Annotated in this window: 19 protein-coding genes; all 19 read left to right on the plus strand. The window is 38.6% G+C overall.

From position 1 onward, the window contains the following. The first annotated feature begins 66 nt into the window (after positions 1 to 66). Entirely contained in the window at positions 67 to 336 is a 270-nt protein-coding gene (gene rpsO / locus U8D43_RS08535; protein WP_335870762.1) for a 30S ribosomal protein S15, read from the plus strand. Positions 337 to 571: 235 nt separating this feature from the next. Next, positions 572 to 2689 carry a polyribonucleotide nucleotidyltransferase gene (gene pnp / locus U8D43_RS08540; RefSeq protein WP_335870763.1) on the plus strand — a complete coding sequence of 706 codons (2118 nt, stop codon included), beginning with the start codon at positions 572 to 574 and terminating at the stop codon, positions 2687 to 2689. Positions 2690 to 2800: 111 nt separating this feature from the next. Then, positions 2801 to 3763: a polysaccharide deacetylase family protein gene (locus tag U8D43_RS08545; protein WP_335870764.1), complete on the plus strand. Its 963-nt coding sequence runs from the start codon at positions 2801 to 2803 to the stop codon at positions 3761 to 3763. Positions 3764 to 3834: 71 nt separating this feature from the next. Further along, positions 3835 to 5067 carry a M16 family metallopeptidase gene (locus U8D43_RS08550; RefSeq protein WP_335870765.1) on the plus strand — a complete coding sequence of 411 codons (1233 nt, stop codon included), beginning with the start codon at positions 3835 to 3837 and terminating at the stop codon, positions 5065 to 5067. Between the two features lie 242 nt (positions 5068 to 5309). Continuing rightward, positions 5310 to 5549 (plus strand): YlmC/YmxH family sporulation protein, encoded by a 240-nt coding sequence (locus U8D43_RS08555; protein WP_335870766.1) that lies wholly within the window; start codon positions 5310 to 5312, stop codon positions 5547 to 5549. 550 nt (positions 5550 to 6099) lie between these two features. Next, positions 6100 to 6987, plus strand: coding sequence for a dipicolinic acid synthetase subunit A (dpaA, locus tag U8D43_RS08560; protein WP_335870767.1), 888 nt, complete (start codon positions 6100 to 6102; stop codon positions 6985 to 6987). A 2-nt stretch (positions 6988 to 6989) separates the two neighbouring features. Further along, positions 6990 to 7583, plus strand: coding sequence for a dipicolinate synthase subunit B (gene dpaB, locus U8D43_RS08565; protein WP_335870768.1), 594 nt, complete (start codon positions 6990 to 6992; stop codon positions 7581 to 7583). Positions 7584 to 7745: 162 nt separating this feature from the next. Continuing rightward, positions 7746 to 8789, plus strand: coding sequence for an aspartate-semialdehyde dehydrogenase (gene asd, locus U8D43_RS08570; protein ID WP_335870769.1), 1044 nt, complete (start codon positions 7746 to 7748; stop codon positions 8787 to 8789). A 113-nt stretch (positions 8790 to 8902) separates the two neighbouring features. After that, entirely contained in the window at positions 8903 to 10153 is a 1251-nt protein-coding gene (gene dapG / locus U8D43_RS08575; RefSeq protein ID WP_335870770.1) for an aspartate kinase, read from the plus strand. 15 nt (positions 10154 to 10168) lie between these two features. Beyond that, on the plus strand, positions 10169 to 11029 hold the full coding sequence (dapA, locus tag U8D43_RS08580; RefSeq protein WP_335870771.1) for a 4-hydroxy-tetrahydrodipicolinate synthase: 861 nt from the start codon (positions 10169 to 10171) through the stop codon (positions 11027 to 11029). A gap of 414 nt (positions 11030 to 11443) precedes the next feature. After that, positions 11444 to 13111: a ribonuclease J gene (locus tag U8D43_RS08585; protein WP_335870772.1), complete on the plus strand. Its 1668-nt coding sequence runs from the start codon at positions 11444 to 11446 to the stop codon at positions 13109 to 13111. A gap of 377 nt (positions 13112 to 13488) precedes the next feature. Further along, positions 13489 to 14214, plus strand: coding sequence for a ClpP family protease (locus tag U8D43_RS08590; RefSeq protein ID WP_335870786.1), 726 nt, complete (start codon positions 13489 to 13491; stop codon positions 14212 to 14214). After that, positions 14211 to 14423 carry a YlzJ-like family protein gene (locus U8D43_RS08595; protein WP_335870773.1) on the plus strand — a complete coding sequence of 71 codons (213 nt, stop codon included), beginning with the start codon at positions 14211 to 14213 and terminating at the stop codon, positions 14421 to 14423. Before U8D43_RS08590 ends, U8D43_RS08595 begins: the two co-directional genes overlap by 4 nt. Before the next feature lie 92 nt (positions 14424 to 14515). Next, positions 14516 to 16885, plus strand: a complete 2370-nt coding sequence (locus tag U8D43_RS08600) for an FtsK/SpoIIIE family DNA translocase (RefSeq protein ID WP_335870774.1) — start codon at positions 14516 to 14518, stop codon at positions 16883 to 16885. A 531-nt stretch (positions 16886 to 17416) separates the two neighbouring features. Beyond that, positions 17417 to 18142 (plus strand): GntR family transcriptional regulator, encoded by a 726-nt coding sequence (locus U8D43_RS08605; RefSeq protein ID WP_335870775.1) that lies wholly within the window; start codon positions 17417 to 17419, stop codon positions 18140 to 18142. Between the two features lie 65 nt (positions 18143 to 18207). Next, on the plus strand, positions 18208 to 19317 hold the full coding sequence (locus tag U8D43_RS08610; RefSeq protein ID WP_335870776.1) for a BMP family lipoprotein: 1110 nt from the start codon (positions 18208 to 18210) through the stop codon (positions 19315 to 19317). 190 nt (positions 19318 to 19507) lie between these two features. Continuing rightward, positions 19508 to 21040, plus strand: coding sequence for an ABC transporter ATP-binding protein (locus U8D43_RS08615; RefSeq protein ID WP_335870777.1), 1533 nt, complete (start codon positions 19508 to 19510; stop codon positions 21038 to 21040). After that, a complete protein-coding gene (locus U8D43_RS08620; RefSeq protein ID WP_335870778.1) occupies positions 21033 to 22079 on the plus strand; it encodes an ABC transporter permease in 1047 nt (348 codons plus the stop codon). The genes U8D43_RS08615 and U8D43_RS08620 overlap by 8 nt, the downstream gene beginning before the upstream one ends. Then, positions 22080 to 23039, plus strand: a complete 960-nt coding sequence (locus U8D43_RS08625) for an ABC transporter permease (RefSeq protein ID WP_335870779.1) — start codon at positions 22080 to 22082, stop codon at positions 23037 to 23039. It abuts the gene before it with no gap. Positions 23040 to 23655 lie beyond the last annotated feature (616 nt).

Below are 23655 nucleotides of genomic sequence, written 5' to 3' on the forward strand. Positions count from 1 at the left end.
CAGATCGTTTCTCCAACGCCTGCGAGGTAATCGGGGATTACAATGAAAACATAGGAGGTGAACAGGATGGCTATCACTCAAGAACGTAAAAACGAACTAATTGGTGAATACAAAATTCACGACAATGATACTGGATCTCCAGAAGTTCAAATTGCTATCCTTACTGAAGAGATTAACAGCTTGAACGAGCATCTACGTACTCATAAGAAGGACCACCACTCACGTCGCGGTCTTTTAAAAATGGTAGGTCGTCGTCGTAACTTATTGACATACCTACGTAATAAAGAAGTACAACGCTATCGTGAATTAATCAACAAGCTTGGTTTACGCCGATAGTCTACTTAGAGAAGCGGGATTTTTCCCGCTTTTTTATTAGCAAAAAAAATGAACGGTTTTTTACCGTTTTTTGGTGTTTTTCTCATAGATTTTCCCAAAAGATAAAAGTAAAGGTATAAGTTACTACTTCTTTTGATTAAACTACTTATACATAAGAATAAATTCGTGTATCTTTAAACATGGTATACTGAAATGTTATTAACATTAAGTGAAAATTGAAGAGAGGGGTTTGTAAATGGAACAAGAAAAGAAACACTTTTCAATAGATTGGGCTGGAAGAACTCTTTCTGTAGAAGTAGGACAATTGGCAAAGCAAGCGAACGGTGCTGCACTTGTGCGTTATGGAGATACGGTTGTTCTAAGCACAGCCACAGCTTCAAAGGAAGCCAAACCAGTTGATTTCTTCCCATTAACCGTTAATTACGAAGAGCGTCTTTATGCTGTTGGAAAAATTCCAGGTGGATTTATTAAACGAGAAGGACGTCCGAGTGAAAAAGCAATTTTAGCGAGTCGTTTAATCGATCGACCGATTCGTCCGCTCTTTGCAGATGGATTTCGGAATGAAGTTCAAGTTATTAGTATGGTAATGAGTGTGGATCAAGATTGCTCATCTGAAATGGCTGCAATGTTTGGTTCATCACTATCCTTAACACTTTCGAATATTCCTTTTGAAGGACCAATTGCAGGGGTTGTTGTTGGACAAATTGATGGAGAGTTTGTAATTAATCCATCAGTAGATCAAATGGAAAATAGTTCGATGAACTTAATTGTCGCTGGAACAAAAGACGCAATAAACATGGTTGAGGCAGGAGCAAATGAAGTTCCGGAAGAAACCATGCTTGAAGCGATAATGTTTGGACATGAAGAAATAAAAAAATTAATTGCCTTTCAAGAACAAATTCGTGATGAAGTAGGCAAAGCAAAAATCGACATCAAATTGTTTGAAATTGACGCAGACTTAGAAGCAGAAGTTCGCTCGATGTGTGAAGCGGATTTACTTACGGCTATCCAAGTTCAAGAAAAACATGCACGAGATGCAGCCATTAAACTTGTTAAGGATGAAGTTGTTGCAGCGTTTGTAGAGAATGAAGCAACTGATGAAGACCTAAAACTAGTTAAAAAAGTGTTGGACAAGCTAACTAAGCAAGAAGTTCGACGCTTAATCACAGAAGATAAAGTCCGTCCAGATGGTCGTGGCTTGGATGTGATTCGACCTTTATCCTCATCTATTGGCTTGCTTCCTAGAACTCATGGATCTGGATTATTTACTCGTGGTCAAACCCAAGCATTAAGTATATGTACGTTAGGTGCACTTGGTGATGTCCAAATCCTTGATGGTCTTGGAATTGAAGAAACAAAGCGATTTATGCATCATTATAATTTTCCACTGTTCTCAGTTGGAGAAACAGGATTTCTACGGGGGCCAGGCCGTCGTGAAATCGGACATGGTGCTCTAGGAGAGCGTGCTCTAGAACCCGTAATTCCAAATGAAAAAGATTTTCCTTACACGATTCGTCTTGTTTCGGAAGTATTAGAGTCCAATGGCTCAACTTCACAAGCAAGTATTTGTGCGAGTACTTTGGCAATGATGGATGCAGGAGTACCGATTAAAGCACCAGTTGCTGGAATTGCAATGGGACTTATCAAATCGGGTGAACATTATTCTATCTTAACGGATATTCAAGGAATGGAAGATCATCTTGGTGACATGGACTTTAAAGTGGCTGGTACATCTAAAGGTGTGACCGCTCTGCAAATGGACATTAAAATTGACGGATTAAGTCGTGATATTTTAGAAGAAGCCCTACAACAAGCTAAAATAGGACGTATGCAAATCCTGGATTCCATGTTAGCTACCATTGAAAATCCACGTACGTCACTATCAGCTTATGCACCAAAAATCTTGATGATGGCGATTAATCCAGATAAAATTCGCGACGTAATTGGACCGAGTGGAAAACAAATCAATAAAATTATTGATGAAACTGGAGTAAAAATCGATATTGAACAAGATGGTACAGTATTTATATCTTCTACTCATGAAGATATGAATAAGAAAGCAAAGAAAATCATCGAGGATATTGTCCGTGAAGTGGAAGTCGGACAAATGTACTTAGGTAAGGTAAAACGAATAGAGAAATTCGGAGCCTTCGTTGAAATTTTTGCTGGAAAAGATGGCCTAGTCCATGTATCTGAACTTGCTGAAGAACGCGTTCGCAAAGTTGAAGATGTTGTGGCACTTGGTGACGAATTACTAGTTAAAGTTATCGACATTGATAACCAAGGTAGAGTGAATCTATCTCGTAAAGCAGTTATTCGAGAACAAAAAGAAAAAGAAGAACAACAAAGCTAACAACATAATTAATCAGCCGAATAGTTCGGCTGATTTTTTTGTCATGAGTTTAAATAAGTTCTACCTTGTCCCTTTTTCACATAAAGTGTTAGGGGAGGTGAGTGGATAAAAATGTTGAGAAAATCGATTAGTATGCTTCTTATTGTCATTGTAGGCTGGTTGGTGGTAACCAATCCATGGACCGATAGCTATGTAACAACGCTAAATACAGTTGAAGAACCTGTTCAAAAGCAAGATAGTATAGTGTCCTTGATTGAAGATCAGGCAGAAAATTACTATATTCCACCGAAAGATGCACTCATTGATCCCGTTTGGAAGAAAACCCCTGGATACAATGGAATGAAAGTAGATATTGAGGGTTCCATTGAGAAAATGAAGAAAGAAGGAGAATATCAGGAAGAGTTGCTTGTGTTCCAACAAATTACACCGAAAGTACACTTAACTGATTTACCCCCAGCACCTATCTATCGAGGAAATCCCGAAAAGCCGATGGTAAGCTTTTTAATAAATGTAGCGTGGGGAAATGAACATTTGACGAAAATGTTAGCAATACTAGATAAACACCATGTTTCCGCCACTTTTTTCTTAGAAGGAAGATGGGTGAAAGAAAATCCAGATTTAGCGAAGATGATTGCGGATACTGACCATGAAGTAGGCAACCATTCTTATAGTCATCCTAAAATGGAAACTTTGAACTCCGCTTCTATTAAAAAGGAGTTAATTAAAACCAACGAAATTATTGAATCGACGGTGGGGAAACGCGTAAAATGGTTTGCTCCTCCAAGCGGAAGCTTCCGCGATGAAGTGGTAGAGATTGCTTCTGACCTGCATATGGGCACGATTTTATGGAGTGTTGATACGATTGATTGGCAAAAACCCGCTGTAAGCGTTATTATAGAGCGTGTAGCGAAAAAAGTACATCCTGGCGCAATGATTCTAATGCATCCGACTGAGCCAACAGCTAATGCACTAGAAGAGATAATTTTAGCTATAAAAAAGAAAAACCTGCGAATGGGCACGGTTTCTCAGCTTCTGAAAGAAGAAAGAATTATCCAGTTAAATACAAATAAATAATCGCGTTCTGGAGAACTTAAGAATATTAAAGAGTTTTCGTAGTTTTTTCAGCAAGAACAGGAGGAAAGAAATTGATAAAGAGATATACTTGCCAAAATGGACTAAGAATTGTACTAGAAGAAATTCCGACGGTTAGATCAGTAGCGATCGGTATTTGGATTGGTACAGGCTCTATTAATGAGAACGAACATAATAATGGCGTTTCTCATTTTTTAGAGCATATGTTTTTTAAAGGAACGAAAAATCGCACTGCACGAGAAATTGCGGAATCGTTTGATAGCATAGGTGGTCAAGTGAATGCCTTTACTTCTAAAGAGTATACTTGTTACTATGCAAAGGTTTTAGATAACCATGCGTCTTACGCATTAGACATCCTATCAGATATGTTTTTTCATTCATCCTTCGATGAAGAAGAACTAAAAAAAGAAAAAAATGTTGTGTATGAAGAAATTAAAATGTATGATGATACGCCGGATGATATAGTCCATGACCTGTTAAGTAAAGCTATATACCAAAATCATCCACTAGGCTATCCTATTTTAGGTACGGAAGAAACATTAGCGACTTTTACGAGCAAGACGCTCAAAGAGTATGTACATAATATGTATACACCTGAAGATGTGGTTATTTCCATAGCAGGTAATGTTAAGGAGTCCTTTATTAAGGAAGTAGAAGCATTATTTGGGGAGTATACTGGAGGAAATCGGTCGGAAAGTATTGGGGAGCCTGTGTTCCACAAAAATCATCTCTCACGAAAAAAAGAAACTGAGCAAGCCCATTTATGTTTAGGGTATGAAGGATTTAAAGTCGGTCATAAGGATATTTACAGTTTAGTTGTTCTTAATAATATTTTAGGTGGAAGTATGAGTTCTAGACTTTTTCAAGATGTTCGTGAGCAAAAGGGATTAGCCTACTCAGTCTTTTCGTACCATTCTTCATACCAAGATAGTGGGATGGTTACTCTTTATGCTGGCACAGGCGCTAAGCAATTGCAGCAGTTGTATGAGACGATTAGGTTAACCACAGAGACGTTGACAAAAGAGGGGATCACTGAGAAAGAATTAGTGAATAGCAAAGAACAGCTAAAAGGAAATTTAATGCTAAGCCTCGAAAGCACCAATAGTCGAATGAGTCGTAACGGAAAAAACGAATTATTGTTAAGAAAACATCGAACATTAGATGAAGTAGTGGAAGAAATTGATGCAGTAAGTATTGCGTCTGTAAATAAAACGGCGATAGATATTTTTTCAACAGACTATTGCTTGGCTCTAATTTCACCAACAGGAGAATTACCAGTCCAGTAAGGAGCTAAGTTCAATATCGAAACTCTTAATGGCGTCCATAAACTCGTAAAAACACCCGAAATGGGTGTTTTTTTTCAGACTAGATAAGAGTTGTCATGTGGGAATAACGCCTTAGGTTAGTCCTCAATTCGATGCTTGTCGTGGCAGTTAGGCAGGAACCTTCCATTTTCTAAATAGAGAATAGTCTAAATTAGCTTCCTTCGGTATACATATAAACTATAGGTGAAAATGGAGGGAGACGTATGCGACTGAGTGAATTAAGTGGAAAAGAGATTGTCGACTATAAGAAAGCTGAGCGAATGGGGATATTAGGGCAAACTGATTTAGAATTTGATGATAAAACTGGCCAAATCTCTTCGTTAATCATTCCATCGGGCAAATGGTTTGCTAGGAAGCAAAATGCCGAAACTCGTGTACCGTGGCATCGTATTCGTACAATCGGAACGGATATGATCATATTAGAAATTAATGAACATGAATAAAAAGATTACCTATCTCTTAGTCCTTTCAAATAGAAAGGACTTTTTTCTGTCAGGAGAAAGCGGAAGAAGATATTCTTTGAAGAGTTTATCAAAATTTATTGACTTAATTAGGATCTTATCGTATCAATCTTGAAATTTGTTTTAACAATCAATTAGAAACCTCCATTATGGTTGTGATTTTGTTCTGAAAAACACAGAACATTGTAGAAAATGTATATTTATCGCTGTAAATATCCTATTATTTAGTGAATTTTCAGAAAGGTTATGTTGGTATTCTTTATTGCTCTTGACACAATGAAAATACAGGCAGGAAGGTTTTTTCGATGGATTTCTTACTTTTCATCTAGTAATGAAGAATTTTTCATTAGAAAATAACCTTCAGAAAAGACAAAAACCTATTAATTGTTAAGGTAGTAACTCTATAAAATGTTTGCTTGCTTCGAGAGAATTCCTCTAAATCCTATTCACCCATTGATCGAAGAATACATACAATGTTGAAGTGATATGCACTCGGAAGAAGTGATTACATTTAAAGAAGGTGAATGCATTGATGTTGACTGGAATGCAAATCGCAGTCATAGGTGGAGATGCTCGTCAACTCGAGATCATTCGTAAGCTCACCGAATTGGATGCTAAGCTCTCGTTAGTAGGGTTTGAGCAATTAGACCATGCTTTTACGGGAGCAGTGAAAGAAAGGTTAGACGAAGTAGAATTTAGTGCCATTGATGCCATTATTTTACCCGTACCAGGCACAAACTTAACGGGAGAAGTTGATACGATCTTTTCCAATGAAAAAGCTCAGCTTACCCAAGAGCTTTTAGAACGAACTCCACCACATTGTACAATATATTCTGGAATTTCAAATGATTATTTAACCCAATTAACCTTAAATACTCAGCGAAATCTTGTTCAACTGTTTGAAAGAGATGATGTAGCCATATACAACTCCATTCCTACCGTAGAAGGTGCCATTATGATGGCAATTCAGCATACTGATTTTACAATTCATGGATCAACTTGTTTAGTGTTAGGTTTAGGTAGAGTTGGCATGAGTGTTGCACGCACGTTTCACCACCTAGGTGCCAAAGTGCGGGTCGGCGCGAGGAAAACAGAGCACCTAGCAAGAATTACGGAAATGGGTCTTATCCCTTTCCGCTTGGATGATCTTGATCAAGAGGTAAGTGTTGCTGATATAGTGATTAATACGATTCCTGCTCCAGTCGTAAAGGCAACCTCTATTAGTAAGATGCCTACCCACACCTTAATCCTTGACCTTGCTTCAAAGCCAGGTGGAACCGATTTTCGTTATGCGGATAAAAGAGGTATCAAAGCGTTGTTAGCGCCTGGATTACCGGGAATTGTAGCACCCAAAACGGCAGGGCAAATTTTAGCGAATGTCTTGTCAACCTTACTTCTTGAGCAGTGGAAAGGAGAATGAAAATGGATTTGAAAGGAAAAAGAATAGGATTCGGCTTAACGGGGTCACATTGCACGTATGATGCAGTTTTTCCAGAAATCGAAAATCTCGTCAATTTAGGAGTAGAGGTGATACCTGTTGTCTCTTCAACTGTGAAAAATACGGTTACTCGATTTGGAGATGGAGAAGATTGGATTCAGCGAATTGAAGATGTTACCGGTCATAAAGTAGTGGATACAATCGTAAAGGCTGAACCACTTGGACCTAAACTGCCACTCGATTGTATGATTATTGCTCCACTTACCGGAAACTCAATGAGTAAATTTGCGAATGCCATGACCGATTCACCTGTATTGATGGCTGCAAAAGCGACCCTTCGAAACCATCGGCCGGTCGTATTGGGAATTTCAACCAATGATGCACTGGGTCTAAATGGCCCCAATTTAATGAGATTAATGGCAACAAAAGATATTTACTTTATTCCATTCGGTCAAGATGCACCTGAGAATAAACCCAAATCGATGGTAGCTAGAATGACTACGCTTCAATATACGGTAGAGGCTGCTCTTGAAGGAAAACAATTACAACCTGTGATCGTAGAAAAATATCTCGATTAGAATAAATGACGACTCATAATGGGTCGTCTTTCCTGCGAATACAATAAAAAAGTGTTATCCTAAATTAACAGACTATGATAAACTATGTTCAATTATATTGAAATATTGGCGCAATATTTAGATTATTTGTTTGAATTAGGAATTGAAAGGAGAAAAATAAATATGAATTCAGCAGGATTCCATGTAGCCATACTTGGCGCAACTGGAGCGGTAGGACAACAAATGATTGCAACCCTTGAAGCGAGGAATTTCCCTATAAGAAAATTAACCTTACTCTCTTCGGCGCGGTCAGCCGGATCGAGGATTGAATTTAGCGGGCAGGAATTGATTGTAGAAGAAGCAACACCTGAAAAATTTGACGGTGTCGATCTTGCATTATTTAGTGCAGGAGGAGAAATTTCCAAAAAATTTGCTCCTGAAGCAGTTAAACGCGGGGCGATTGTCGTAGATAACACGAGTGCTTTTCGGATGGACGAAGGGGTTCCGCTTGTTGTTCCGGAGGTAAACGAAGAGGACTTACATCACCACAAGGGTATTATTGCGAACCCGAATTGCTCCACAATTCAAATGGTCGTTGCACTGGGTCCTTTATCCAGTCAATATGGCCTTAAGAAAGTAGTTGTAAGCACGTATCAAGCTGTTTCAGGTGCAGGGAAAGCGGCAGTTGATGAACTATATAATCAATCAAGGAATATATTAAATGAAGAAGAGGTAATGGCAACAGTGCTACCGGTGAAGAACGGGAATAAACATCACCAAATTGCGTTTAATGCTATTCCTCAAATTGACTCCTTTACTGAAAATGGCTACACATTTGAAGAAATGAAAATGATTAATGAAACGAAAAAAATTATGCATATGCCTTCCCTCAAAGTAGCCGCGACATGTGTTCGTTTACCTATTGAAACAGGTCATTCTGAATCAGTATATATTGAACTTGAACAAAAAGGGGTAAACCTTAATGACATCCAAACACTACTACAACATTCTCCAGGTATTGTGTTAGAGGATGAACCAGAGCAGCAAGTATACCCAATGCCAGCTCAATCTGTGGGCAAGAATGAAGTGTTTGTTGGTAGAATCCGTCGTGACCTAGATGATGAAACGGGTTTTCATTTGTGGATTGTTTCGGATAACTTATTAAAAGGAGCTGCGTTTAATTCTGTACAAATCGCTGAGAGTCTTGTGAAACTAGACTTACTATAATCTTTTTCGGCAGTCTTTAATAAAGATGTAATTACCCAATTATTGTAGTTTATTTATCCTACTCTATGTGCCATGCTGCCATTGAAAATAATACTCAAAAAAGAGGTGGAAAAATGAAGCTGATTGTACAAAAATTTGGGGGAACTTCGGTTAAAGAGGAAGATGGAAGGCAACGAGCTTGTTTGCATGTGAAAAAAGCGGTAGATGAAGGCTATAAAGTCGTCGTGGTGGTTTCCGCTATGGGAAGAAAAGGGGATCCATATGCTACAGATACTCTTCTCTCCCTTATTGGAGGAAACAGCACCACATTAACCAAAAGAGAACAAGACTTGCTTCTATCATGTGGAGAAATCATTTCTAGTTTAGTGTTCGTGGAACGGCTGATTGACCAAGGTATATCTGCACAAGCATTAACTGGTGCACAAGCTGGCTTTTATACCAATAGTGATCACACAAATGCCAAGATTCTTGACATGAAAACAGAACGACTATTAGAAGCTTTAACCGTACATGATGTGGTTGTTGTAGCGGGTTTTCAAGGTGCATGTGAGAGTGGAGATGTTACAACAATCGGACGAGGTGGAAGTGATACATCTGCGTCTGCCCTTGGGGTGGCGGTAGAGGCTGAGTATATTGATATTTTTACAGACGTGACCGGATTAATGACAGCTGATCCACGCTTAACTAAAAAAGCTCGAGCCCTCTCCGTCGTTACGTATAACGAGGTCTGTAATATGGCTTATCAAGGAGCGAAGATTATTCACCCGCGGGCGGTCGAGATCGCGATGAAAGCCCAGATTCCAATCAGAATTCGTTCTACATTTTCTGCCGATTCAGGAACACTCGTAACATCTTGGGAAAAGCGTGAAATTGATGTCGATCAAAAAATTAGACCTGTAACAGGTATCGCGCATGTAAAAAATATCGCACAAATTAAAGTATTTGCTAAAAAAGATCAATACAACTTGCAATCGGAAGTATTTAAAGCGATGGCTGCCGCCAATATTTCCGTAGATTTTATTAATATTTCTCCAACGGGAGTGGTGTACACCGTTGCTGCGGAAGTGATTGAAAAAGCAGAAGAAATATTAACCAAACTGAATCATCAACCGCTGATCGAATATGAATGCGCAAAGGTTGCAGTCGTTGGTGCTGGCATGACAGGTGTACCTGGAGTAACGTCTACTATCGTCACTGCTTTGTCTGAAAAAGGCATTCGTATCCTTCAATCCGCAGATAGTCATTCAACGATTTGGGTTTTAGTCAAGAATCAAGATCTTGTTGAAGCGGTAAATGCACTTCATGATGTTTTTCAACTACAAGAAACTTTGATAATGCAGCCAGATCAATTGGAAGATGAATAGGAGAGTGTAAAGAGAATGAACTATGGTAGAATCTCAACCGCAATGGTCACACCGTTTGACCACAGAGGAAACATTGATTTTAAAAAAACAACAGCACTAGTCAACTACCTAATTGAGAATGGGTCGGATTCTTTAGTAATAGCAGGTACAACCGGAGAATCTCCTACGTTAACAGCAGAAGAAAAACTAGCGCTTTTTTCACATGTCGTAAAGGTTGTTGCGGGGCGTGTGCCTGTCATTGCTGGAACCGGTAGTAATAATACGTATGCCTCAATCGAATTCACGAAAAAAGCAGAAAAAACTGGAATTGACAGTGTGTTACTCGTCACACCGTATTATAATAAGCCATCTCAAAAAGGGCTATACGAACATTTTAATGCCATTGCCAAGGAAACCAGTTTACCTGTAATGTTGTATAATGTGCCAGGACGCTCGGTTGCGAATCTTTCCCCAGAAACTGTGATTGCCCTTTCTAAAATTGAGAATATTATTGCGGTGAAAGAAGCAAGTGGAGATTTGAGTGTGATGACTGAAATTATCGCTGGAACGGCTGATGATTTTCATCTCTATAGTGGAGACGATGGATTAACACTGCCCGTGCTAGCTGTAGGGGGAGTGGGAGTTGTATCAGTAGCAGCCCATATTATCGGAAATGAAATGCAAGACATGATGGATTCTTTCTTGAAAGGGGATTATCTATCTGCCGCAAAATCTCATCAACAGCTATTACCGATAATGAACGGAATGTTTGCTCAACCCAGTCCAGCCCCAGTCAAAACGGCGCTTCAATTGAGAGGGATGGATGTTGGCCCAGTAAGGTTGCCTCTTGTTGCCCTAACAGAAACAGAACGGAATAAACTTCAATCATTGCTTTAAAAGCTTGGCTTCGATGCCAAGCTTTTTATAAGGCTGCTTTCACAACAGTATATAATCCGTTAAACGGAAGATATCCAAGATTATTATAGTACAAAGCAACATGTAGACAGTGACTGTTTTCCTGTCGCCATTGTCTACCATAAAAAAAGCTATTTTTATCCTACTAAGGATTTATGACAGATTTTTTAGGGATAAGCTATATAATATTTATATGCCTAAGTATTCCTTTTTTTAAAGCGAATTAAAAAATCCTATTCAGACTAGCAAAATCAATGTTCTTTGCTGTCAAGAATGAATCAATTGTTCAGTCAATTGCCATACTTAGCTGAATTTGGTTGTAATGGTAAAATAATTTCAAGTATAATAAGAGCAACTGATTATAGATCGGGGATGTCAACAGAGGAGGATAACAGAGTGAGAAAGAGAAAGAATGATTCCATTAAGATTATACCTCTTGGTGGAGTAGGAGAAATCGGAAAAAACATGTACGTTATTGAGGTAGACGATGAGATATTTGTGATGGATGCAGGGCTGATGTTTCCAGAAAATGAAATGCTCGGGATTGATATTGTCATTCCAGATATTCGCTACCTAGAGGAAAATAAAGATCGAGTAAAGGGAATCTTTTTAACTCATGGGCATGAAGACGCTCTTGGTGCGCTAACTTATGTTCTTCAAAAAGTGTCGGCTCCTGTATATGGGACGAAATTAACCGTCGCTTTAGCAAAAGCACGTTTAAAAGAAGATGCTTTCCAAGATGATGTAAAATTTTATACCGTTCATTCTGAAACTGAGCTATTTTTTGATGGAGTTAGTGTTACGTTTTTTAGAACTACTCATAGCATTCCAGATTCAGTGGGCGTATGTATTCACACGTCGGAAGGAAGTATAGTTCACACTGGAGAGTTTAAATTTGATCAAGGAGCACAAGGATTGTACAAGCCTGATATTGGGAAAATGGCACAAATTGGAGAAAATGGTGTCCTTTGTCTTCTTTCTGATAGCACAGAAGCAGAACGACCTGGCTACACGACTTCTGAAACGGTGATTGCAAGCGAAGTATCCGATGCCTTTCACTCGTCAAAGGGACGAATCATTGTTTCGTGTTATGCAAGTAACTTGATTCGTATTCAGCAAGTGTTCGATGCGGCGGCGGCCAACCAACGGAAAGTAGCAGTCGTTGGAAGAAGTATTAAACGGGTGTTTGAAATTGCGCTTCAATTAGAGTATCTACACGTAGCTGAAGGTATTCTTATTCCAATCGAAGAAGCGAAACACTACCAAAAAGAAGAAATTGTGATTTTAGCAACCGGAAATCAAGGGGAACCATTAGAGGCACTCCAAAAAATGACAAAACAAAGTCATAAACTTGTGAATATTGAGAAAGGCGATACGGTTTTTATTGCCGCTACGCCATCACCAAGCATGGAACTCATTCTTTCTAAAACGATTAATATGTTGTACAGAGCTGGTGCAAATGTGTTAACTGCTTCTAGAAAAGTTCATGTATCTGGTCACGGAAGTCAAGAAGATTTGAAAATGATGATTAATTTAATGAAGCCTGAATATTTTATCCCAATTCAAGGGGAATATCGCATGCTTCGAAGTCATGCACGTCTAGCTGAAGAAACTGGCATCCCTAAAAACCGTATTTATCTTGTCGATAAAGGTGAAATTGTTGAATACAAAGAAAAGAAAATGCGGGTAAGTGGAAAAGTACCTGCTGGGAATGTCTTAATTGATGGTTTAGGTGTAGGAGATGTAGGAAACATCGTCCTTCGCGATCGAAAATTATTATCACAAGATGGCATCTTCATTGTTGTGGTCACATTAAACCGAAGAAACAAATCAATGGTATCAGGTCCTGAAATTATTTCACGAGGTTTTGTGTACGTAAGAGAGTCGGAGAAACTTATTGAAGAGTCTACAGCGTTGATTCAAGATATTGTCGAACGAAATATTGCAAAGAAAAGCTTCGAGTGGTCAAGTATTAAGCAGGAAATACGTGATCAATTGAATTACTTTTTATTCAATAAAACAAGAAGACGACCAATGATTCTACCAATTATTATGGAAGTCTAATACAAAACATCAAGGGATATAGTATCCTTTGGTGTTTTTATTTGGTTTTATTCTGAAAGTTTGTTGTTTAGATTAGAAAAACCGGTTTTTCTTTCTATTTGTAAGGTGAAAAGCTGTGAACTATTAACCGGTAAATGAGTGGTGATCTTCAGATTCTGTAAGCATCTAACTCGGCCGGAATTGTAAATAATGAATTCACTCTAATGAATGAGAGTACAAAAATATAATTGACATATTCTTAAGTTTTAAAAACAATGCTAACTAAATCAAACAAGCAAAGCGACCTTTTAAAACATCGAATGAAATTGTCTTAGTAGAAGATACTATACATAATAGCTTAGAAGGAGTTGTATGAAGTTATGGATCACTCTCTATTTATGAATCAATCCACTCCAGACAATGGGAAAGAGGAAAAAGGTTCTTCTCCATTACTGGAAAAAATTCAACAGTTAGGACAAACTAACGTCCCGCAGATGTCACAAGATTCTAACATTCATTGCTTAACAATAGTTGGACAAATTGAAGGTCATATGCAACTGCCCCCGCAAAATAAAACAACTAAATATGAGCATATTATTCCGCAACTTGTTGCGATCGAACAAAACCCGAAAATTGAGGGTGTATTAATTGTTTTAAATACCGTAGGGGGGGATGTTGAAGCCGGACTTGCAATATCTGAAATGTTAGCTTCTTTATCAAAACCGACGGTATCTATTGTTCTCGGAGGAGGACACTCCATTGGTGTTCCAATCGCTGTATCGTGCGATTATTCTTTAATTGCTGAAACCGCAACTATGACCATCCATCCGGTTCGTTTAACTGGGCTTGTAATTGGTGTACCTCAAACCTTCGAGTATTTAGATAAAATGCAAGACAGAGTAATCAATTTTGTGACGGGTCATAGCAATATCACTGAAGAAGATTTTAAAGATTTGATGTTTGCGAAAGGAAATTTAACAAGAGATATAGGAACGAATGTAGTCGGAAATGACGCAGTAAAATATGGGTTAATTGATGCTGTTGGGGCGGTTGGGGAGGCCATTAAAAAATTAAATGAATTAATGAGTCACAATAAGCAGGAAGGCGAGGAACTGATACAATGATTCTACATACAACCGTACCCTATGAAATGATTTTTCCTGCTGAGATGAGTGGGTATGAAGATCAGCGAGTAATCACCTATAACGGGATACCGATTATCGTTCAACAAGATCAACAAGGGTGTAGAGTGGTAAGAATTATCAGTAGTGATCCCCAACATTTTATTGATGATACAATTACACCAGGTGAGTATCTATCAATTTCCTTCTAACCGATTCTGGATTTATGTTATAATGAGAGATAAACAGCAGCCATTGTTGGCTGCTATTTGTCTCTAGTAAACAATAATAGGTGATGATATTCATGGCAAAAAGAAAAAAACGAACGCGAAAGCAAACGACAATGAAACAAACACTGAAATATGAGCTGATTGGTATGATTCTAATTGCGTTAAGCTTAATCGCAATTGTAGAAGTGGGAGCGGTGGGGAAAACCTTCGTGATGTTTTCACGCTTCTTTCTTGGGGAATGGTTCATGCTAACGTTTATAGGTTTGCTCATCCTGTCAGGTTATTTGATGATAAAAAGAGAGATGCCGTTTTTATTTCGAATGCGTCTTATAGGGATTTACATAATCATTCTTTCTATTTTGCTTCTTAGTCACGTAGAGTTATTTAAACAGCTCTCGAATAATGGACAAATGTCAACAAGTGTCATTCGGAATACGTGGAATTTGTTTTGGCTCGATGTACGTGGTGATTTATCCACATCTGACCTCGGGGGTGGAATGATTGGAGCAACACTTTTTGCTCTGTTTTACTTTCTGTTCGATTCTTGGGGAACACAAATCTTTAGCATTATCCTCATTATGATAGGTTTTATCCTTTTAACTGGTAAATCACTCGGTGAATGGTTCGGCCAAGTGGTTATGTGGATAAAAGACTTTACTGTGAAACAATGGAATGCGTTTCTTAGTGATATGGATGTATGGAAAGACGAACGAAAACAAAAAAAACAAACAAAAAAAGAACAAAAGCTTGAAAACAAGCAAAAGCCTGACCCGTCTCAACAGGTAAACGAGCGTGAAACTGAGTCGCAACTTTCAAATGAAGAATCCGCGATGGAAGTGACCGAACCGATTATTTCAAGCTTTGTCCATAAGGCATATGGAAGCGATGAGATTAATCAAGAGGACGTGCAGGAAGAAACATTACAATCAGTATCTCCCCTACATGTGGACAAGCAAGATAGTAATCAGGAAGCGGTTGAAATTCCACCTATCACCTTTACGGAAGTGGAAAACAAAGACTATAAATTACCGCCTATAACGCTGTTAAATCGACCGAAACAAGCAGACCAAAGTACCGAATATCGTCTAATCCATGCTAATGCAGCAAAGTTAGAGCGAACCTTTCAAAGCTTTGGCGTAAAAGCAAAGGTTACACAAGTTCATCTAGGTCCAGCAGTAACCAAGTATGAAGTTCATCCGGATGTAGGAGTAAAGGTTAGTAAAATAGTGAATCTAAGTGATGATTTAGCTCTCGCTTTAGCTGCGAAAGATATTCGTATAGAGGCACCGATCCCTGGAAAATCAGCGATTGGAATTGAAGTACCTAACTCTGAAGTAGCAATGGTCTCCTTAAGAGAAGTCATTGACTCCCATGAAAATGACCGACCGGAATCGAAGCTGTTAATCGGATTGGGACGAGATATTACCGGTGAGGCTGTGTTAGCAGAACTCAATAAAATGCCGCATATGCTTGTAGCCGGAGCAACGGGTAGTGGGAAAAGTGTGTGTATTAATGGAATCATTACGAGCATTTTAATGAGAGCGAAACCCCATGAAGTGAAATTGATGATGATCGACCCTAAAATGGTTGAATTAAATGTGTACAATGGCGTTCCACATTTGCTTGCACCGGTAGTAACCGACGCGAAGAAAGCATCCCAAGCGTTGAAAAAAGTCGTTAATGAAATGGAGAGGAGATACGAATTATTTTCTCATACGGGAACACGAAATATTGAAGGGTATAATGAGTATATTAATCGCCATAATGCCCAAAATGAAGAAAAACAGCCTCATTTGCCTTATATTGTCGTTATCGTGGACGAGCTCGCCGATTTAATGATGGTCGCATCAAATGATGTGGAAGATAGCATTACGCGCTTGGCTCAAATGGCTCGTGCAGCTGGTATTCATTTAATTATTGCTACTCAACGTCCCTCGGTGGATGTCATTACGGGAGTCATTAAGGCAAACATCCCGTCTAGGATCGCTTTTGCAGTGTCTTCTCAAACGGATTCCAGAACGATTCTTGATATGGGGGGAGCTGAGAAATTATTAGGCCGTGGAGATATGCTGTTTTTACCTGTTGGAGCCTCGAAACCCGTGCGTGTTCAGGGAGCGTTCTTGTCAGATGATGAAGTAGAAGAAATCGTAAATTTTGTTATTGAACAACAAAAGGCCCAATACCAGGAAGAAATGATTCCTGATGACGTTCCAGAAGAAACGCCGAATCAATCAGAAGACACATTATTTGATGAGGCGGTTCAATTGATTGCCGAAATGCAAACAGCCTCCGTTTCCATGCTACAACGCCGTTTTAGGATCGGTTATACCCGAGCGGCACGATTAATTGATGAAATGGAAGGAAGAGGAATCGTTGGTCCTTATGAAGGAAGCAAACCAAGGACAGTCCTAATCGGTAAACCCTCCGAAGAGCATACATCATAAGAAACTCTGCAATTTGCAGGGTTTTTTTTGTCTGTTTCGTTTGGTAAGTTAGCAAGTATGCTTACTTGGAGGAATTTTGAACTATGCATACATGAGAAGTGATTTTATAAAAAACAGGAAAATTTTAAGGTAGACAAAAGTCCTGAATCTCGTTAAAATAAGAAAAAAATAAAAGTTCAAGGAAAGTTCACCCAATAGACGTCAGACATCTATCCAATTTAACTACTATTATGCTATACTATTAAAAACGCTTACAAAAGTAGCAGGGAGGGGGATGAGTAGAGAGGATTTTGAACATTAAAAATGAAAGCGTTTTACGAGACGGAATCGCTGGATTGAAATCCCTTTCATTCCTACTAATTTCCTATTTGTTCGAATTGAATTTTGGGAATATTTTAATTTTCATGTTTTTTCGACAAAAACTCTAAATTCTATTTATTTATCAATAGAAAAGTGTTATAGTATTTTCGATTAGTAGGAATGAATTCATCAGTGGTCTGATGTCTTAAGAAAGTATGGTGGTGGTACCTATTGACGATTAGAACAGATACAAGGCATTTGTACTTGCAAGTCATTGACCGATTAAAAAAAGACATTGAAAAAGGCATCTACAACGAAAAGGAAAAACTTCCTTCGGAATTTGATTTGTCGAAACAGCTAGGTGTTTCTAGAGCTACGTTAAGAGAGGCTTTGAGAATTCTAGAGGAAGAAAATGTCATAATCCGAAGACATGGCGTCGGTACTTTTGTTAACGCTAAACCGCTGTTCACATCAGGAATTGAACAGCTTAATAGTGTAACCAATATGATCAAACAAGCTGGTATGACGCCTGGGACTATTTTCTTAAGTTCAACTACCCAAGTAGCTACCGAAGAGGATGTTAGCCGGTTTACATGCTCAGAGAATGAAGAAATGGCCGTGATTGATAGGGTTCGTACAGCAAACGGAGAGCCAATCGTATATTGTATTGATAAAATTCCTGCATACATCATTCCAGAAAAAATGATTCATGAAAATGAGTCGTTATTAGTAGGACTTGAGAAGGAAGGAAATGTCTCAATTGCGTATGCGGTTGCTCATATTGAACCGATCGGGTATCACGAGAAAATTTCACCCATACTCCATTGTGAGCCTGAGACAGCACTTCTCGTTTTAAAACAAACGCACTATGATGAAAAAGATGAACCGATTCTTTACTCAGTCAATTACTTTCGCGCAGACAAATTCAGCTTTCATGTTTTACGAAAACGAATCTAGCAGAAAAGCTGACAATAACGCATGACTACTAATTATTATTCATATTACCTAGGAGGTATTTGATCGTGAAAAAACGTAAATTTGGTTTAGCTTTATCACTTGTATTAGCAGCAGGAACAATTTTAGGTGCTTGTGGATCTAAAGATGATGACAAAAGCACAGCTTCCAATGATAATGAAGAAAAGAAATCTGAGTTCTCCGTTGCCATGGTAACCGATGTAGGTGGAATCGATGATAAATCATTTAACCAATCTGCATGGGAAGGTATAACAGCATTTGGTGATGAAAATTCATTGGAAAAAGGTACTGGTGGTTACGACTACCTTACATCAAAAAATGATGCTGATTATTCAACAAACTTAAATACATTAGTACGACAAGATTTTGATTTAGTTTACGGAATTGGGTTCCTAATGATGGACGCTGTCAATGAAATTGCAGAACAACGTCCTGAAGTGAAATTTGGTATCGTGGATGCTGTAGTAGAGCAAGATAACGTAGCTAGTATTACGTTTAAAGAGCAAGAAGGTTCATTCCTTGCAGGAGTTGCGGCAGGACTAGCGACAAAATCTAATAAAATTGGTTTTATCGGTGGAATGGAAATCGACGTTATTGAGCGTTTTGAATCAGGATTCCTTGCAGGAGTTAAAGCGGTTAATCCAGAAGCTGAAGTTGATGTGAAGTATGCAGGAGATTTCAATAAGCCTGAGCTTGGACAACCAATTGCTTCATCTATGTATTCTTCTGGGGTAGATGTAATCTTCCATGCAGCAGGTGGTACTGGTAAAGGATTATTCAAAGAAGCTAAAGACTTAAAACAAAAAGATCCATCTCGTATGATTTGGGCTATCGGTGTTGACTCAGATCAAACTGCTGAAGGTGAAGTAGATATCGATGGAGAGCAAAAGAACGTCATCTTAACATCATCTTTAAAACGTGTTGACTTAGCGGTTCAAGACGTAGCGAAGAAGGCTATGAGCGATGAATTCCCAGGTGGAGAAGTTATCTCTTATGGATTAGTTGAAGATGGAGTAGGACTTGCTCCTCTTAACGAAGAAGTAGAAAACAAAGAAGATATTCTTACAGCTGTTGATGAGTGGAAAGAAAAAATCAAGAACGGTGATATCACAGTACCGGGTACTCGTGCTGAATTAGAAACGTTCTCAGCAAACTAAGTATGAAAAGGGAATAAGGAAGTAAACTTCCTTATTCCCTCCTTTTTAAACGATTAATTGAAACGTAGAAGCATATTCTATCTTTCACTTAGTTTTTTACGGGGAAACCCTCATTTTTTTATTATATGTTGTCTGACCTCTTACAATTAACTATATTTTCCTATTCAATTAGGTGAGGAGTGGAGTAACCATGGACTATGTTATCGAAATGTTAAATATCCGCAAAGAGTTTCCAGGAATAGTTGCGAATAATAATATAACTCTGCAACTGAAAAAAGGCGAAATTCATGCCTTATTAGGTGAAAATGGCGCAGGTAAATCGACCCTTATGAATGTTCTCTTCGGTTTATATCAACCTGAAAAAGGTGAAATTCGAGTCAAGGGAAAGCCGGCGAATATCACAAATCCAAATATTGCGAATGAACTTGGAATTGGTATGGTTCATCAACATTTCATGTTAGTTGACACGTTTACCGTTACAGAGAATATCATTCTGGGAAGTGAACCGAAAAAATTTGCTACGGTTGACATCAAAAAGGCTGAAGACGAAGTGAGAGAGATCTCAGAACGATACGGATTAAAAGTAGATCCATCTTCTAAAATTTCCGATATTTCAGTCGGAATGCAACAACGTGTGGAGATATTAAAAACCTTGTATCGTGGGGCCGAAATCATTATTTTTGATGAGCCAACAGCTGTACTGACTCCTCAAGAGATTAAAGAATTGATCCAAATAATGAAAACGCTTATTCAAGAAGGAAAATCAATTATTTTGATCACCCACAAATTAAAAGAAATTATGGAAGTGTGCGATAGAGTAACTGTTATTCGTAAGGGAGAAGGGATTGGGACTGTCAATGTTTCTGAAACGGACCCTAACGCTCTTGCAAGCTTAATGGTTGGTCGTGACGTAACGTTTACTACTGAAAAAATTCCTTCTGTTCCAAAGCATGATGTGCTTCAAATTGAAGGGTTATCAGTTAAAGATTCTCGAGGAATTCCATCTGTTAAAAATTTGAATTTACAGGTGCGTGCTGGTGAGATTGTTGGGATTGCTGGTGTAGATGGTAACGGTCAAAGCGAACTCATTCAGGCAATTACTGGACTTACGAAAAGTGATGCCGGTAGTATAAAACTAAATGGAAAAAATATTGCCAATGCAAAGCCGCGGAAAATTACCGAAGCAGGAATTGCTCATATCCCGCAAGATCGCCACAAACATGGTCTTGTGCTCGACTTCCCAGTAGGTGAAAATATGGTACTACAATCTTATTATCAAAAACCATTTTCTAAATCGGGTGTTTTAAATTACAAAGAGATTTACGATCAGGCGAGAAGTCTTATTAAAGAATTTGATGTGAGAACACCTAGTGAGTTTACGCCAGCTCGTGCCCTCTCAGGTGGAAATCAGCAAAAAGCGATCATCGGTCGTGAAGTGGACCGTAATCCAGATTTATTAATTGCTGCGCAACCTACTCGTGGTCTTGATGTTGGAGCGATTGAATTTATTCATAAACGGTTAATTGAACAACGTGATCAAGGAAAAGCGGTTCTTCTCGTATCCTTTGAGTTAGATGAAATTATTAATGTAAGTGATCGGATTGCTGTTATATATGAAGGGGAGATCGTCGCGGTCGTAGATCCAAAAGAAACGACAGAGCAGCAACTTGGCCTATTAATGGCTGGGGAGTCAAAAGAGAAAGTAGGTGTCCAAAGTGTCTAAACGGTTCGTCAATATCATCGTTCCGCTGATCGCCGTAGTATTGGGTGTACTGGTAGGAACATTAATTATGGTCATTTCAGGTTATAATCCATTTGATGCTTTTGCGGCTTTGTGGCAGGGAGCATTCGGTGAAGTCTATTATGTAGGGGAAACTGTTCGTCTAGTAACACCTCTGATTTTAGCAGGATTATCCGTAGCGTTTGCATTCCGAACTGGTTTATTCAATATCGGGGTAGAAGGACAGCTAATCGTAGGTTGGCTTGCTGCCGTTTGGGTAGGGACTGCCGTTGATTTACCAAAATTAATTCATCTTCCTTTAGCTGTATTAGCTGCTGCACTAGCTGGAGCACTTTGGGGATTTATTCCCGGGTTGTTAAAGGCAAGATTTCGTGTTCATGAAGTTATCGTTACAATTATGATGAATTATATCGCTCTTCATATCGCTAATAACATCATCAAGAATGTGTTGACTGATCATGGTGATCGTACCGATAAAGTACTAGCAACAGCCTCTTTACGATCAGAGTGGCTCGAGTCCCTTACTGATTTTTCTCGTTTACATTGGGGAATTGTTATTGCATTAATTTGCGTGTTTATGATGTGGTTTGTTTTAGAAAAAACAACAATAGGTTATGAGTTACGTTCTGTAGGATTTAACCAACACGCTTCTAATTACGCAGGAATGAATGTGAACAAAAACATAATCCTTTCAATGGTCATCTCAGGTGCATTCGCCGGTCTTGCAGGAGCGATGGAAGGTCTAGGTACATTTGAGTATGCATCCATTAAAGGTGGGTTCACAGGAACAGGTTTTGACGGGATCGCCGTAGCTTTACTAGGTGCCAATGGTCCTATTGGAATTATTTTAGCGGCCATCTTATTTGGAAGTTTGAAACAAGGAGCGCTAAACATGCCGTTGCAAGCAGGTGTTCCGAATGAATTGGTTGATATTATTATCGCTCTTATTATATTCTTTGTTGCTTCAAGCTATATGATTCGTTGGTTTATTGAACGTATTAATAAAAAGGAGGTGAAATAAGTGGGGATCATTGATATTTTAGCAATTGTCATTCCATCAACCTTAATCGCAGCATCACCTCTTATTTTCACATCTCTAGGTGGAGTGTTCTCAGAACGCTCTGGTGTTGTCAACATAGGTCTTGAAGGACTAATGGTCATCGGTGCTTTTTCTAGTATTGTCTTTAATCTTAGTTTTGCAGATCAACTAGGTGACGCAACTCCATGGATTGCATTACTTGTAGCTATGGTTGCAGGAGGACTGTTCGCCCTATTACATGCGGTTGCTTCGATTACGTTTCGTGCTGATCAAGTCGTATCTGGTGTCGCGATCAACCTGTTAGCATTAGGTTTAACTCTCTTTCTTGTCAAAATGATATATGGAAAAGGACAAACGGATGATGCTACTGAAACTTTTGGGAAAATTGATGTTCCATTTCTAAGTGATATTCCAGTCATAGGGGAGATTTTTTTCTCTAACACATATGCACCTCCATTTTTAGCAATCGCTGTGGCGATTCTGGTTTGGTTTGTCATAACTAAAACACCATTTGGACTACGTCTTCGTTCAGTAGGTGAGCATCCAATGGCAGCCGATACAATGGGGATTAATGTAATAAAAATGCGTTATATTGGCGTTGTTCTTTCTGGGGCGCTAGCAGGTATTGGAGGAGCAGTTTATGCTCAAGCTTTATCTCCAAACTTTTATCATGCTACAATCAATGGTCAAGGATTCATGGCTCTTGCTGCCTTAATCTTTGGAAAATGGCATCCTCTTGGTGCTTTAGGAGCTGCGCTATTCTTCGGATTCGCACAAAGCTTAAGTATCATTGGAAATAGCTTGCCATTATTAGAAAACATTCCGAATGTTTATCTACTAATTGCACCGTATGTGTTAACGATTCTTGCATTAGCCGGATTTATTGGACGTGCTGACGCACCAAAAGCATTAGGAACCCCTTATGTTAAAGGGAATAGATAAATGAAATAACGAATAAAAATTAGTTTTGCAAACAACCGAGAATATAATCCGATGGGTTATATTCTCGGTTGTTTTTTTGCTAGAGAGAATCTCAGTTGTTATTCATTGTCTAAGCGGTATTTTGAATAATTTGATTGAATTAAGAATGATAGGAAACTATTTTTAAAATTGAAAATCATTCCTTTTCTAAGGGCTGCTTTCACAAAGTTAATTGCTTTTCGTACTCGACTTTAAACTGTGATCTATCTTGGATTCTGTTCCTTTTTTCGTTATTATTTATGGCTCTTTTCGTATACAGTGTGGCTATTTCACCTGATTTTTGATGGAAATCTCCCATTTCACGTTGATTTCCATCAAATATATACGAAATGATGCCCGAAACAAAGCTATATCACAGTTTATAGACTGGTTAAAAAAGCAACAATCTTTGCGAAAGTAGGTATTTACCCCAGAGGACGGATCGATTGCAACGATGTATACGAAACCCCATGTCCTGTCAGACACCGCAATGAATGAAAATGGGGTCTAGCGGTTTAATGATGCATTAAACTGTTCATCCTGTTAATGCAGGTCTGAGGTCGCCTCTTTTTTGGTGGATAAAACCCCGTTTACGAAA

Origin of the sequence: Bacillus sp. 2205SS5-2 (assembly GCF_037024155.1) — a bacterium.
Lineage (GTDB): Bacteria > Bacillota > Bacilli > Bacillales > Bacillaceae_K > Bacillus_CI.

Bases quoted from the DNA above. Each gene is read 5' to 3' on its own strand.
- rpsO (WP_335870762.1), top strand. From the start codon at position 67: ATGGCTATCACTCAAGAACGTAAAAACGAACTAATTGGTGAATACAAA.
- U8D43_RS08615 (WP_335870777.1), top strand. From the start codon at position 19,508: ATGGACTATGTTATCGAAATGTTAAATATCCGCAAAGAGTTTCCAGGA.
- dapG (WP_335870770.1), top strand. From the start codon at position 8,903: ATGAAGCTGATTGTACAAAAATTTGGGGGAACTTCGGTTAAAGAGGAA.
- asd (WP_335870769.1), top strand. From the start codon at position 7,746: ATGAATTCAGCAGGATTCCATGTAGCCATACTTGGCGCAACTGGAGCG.
- U8D43_RS08590 (WP_335870786.1), top strand. From the start codon at position 13,489: ATGAATCAATCCACTCCAGACAATGGGAAAGAGGAAAAAGGTTCTTCT.
- U8D43_RS08555 (WP_335870766.1), top strand. From the start codon at position 5,310: ATGCGACTGAGTGAATTAAGTGGAAAAGAGATTGTCGACTATAAGAAA.
- dpaB (WP_335870768.1), top strand. From the start codon at position 6,990: ATGGATTTGAAAGGAAAAAGAATAGGATTCGGCTTAACGGGGTCACAT.
- U8D43_RS08545 (WP_335870764.1), top strand. From the start codon at position 2,801: ATGTTGAGAAAATCGATTAGTATGCTTCTTATTGTCATTGTAGGCTGG.
- U8D43_RS08600 (WP_335870774.1), top strand. From the start codon at position 14,516: ATGGCAAAAAGAAAAAAACGAACGCGAAAGCAAACGACAATGAAACAA.
- pnp (WP_335870763.1), top strand. From the start codon at position 572: ATGGAACAAGAAAAGAAACACTTTTCAATAGATTGGGCTGGAAGAACT.
- U8D43_RS08595 (WP_335870773.1), top strand. From the start codon at position 14,211: ATGATTCTACATACAACCGTACCCTATGAAATGATTTTTCCTGCTGAG.
- dpaA (WP_335870767.1), top strand. From the start codon at position 6,100: ATGTTGACTGGAATGCAAATCGCAGTCATAGGTGGAGATGCTCGTCAA.
- dapA (WP_335870771.1), top strand. From the start codon at position 10,169: ATGAACTATGGTAGAATCTCAACCGCAATGGTCACACCGTTTGACCAC.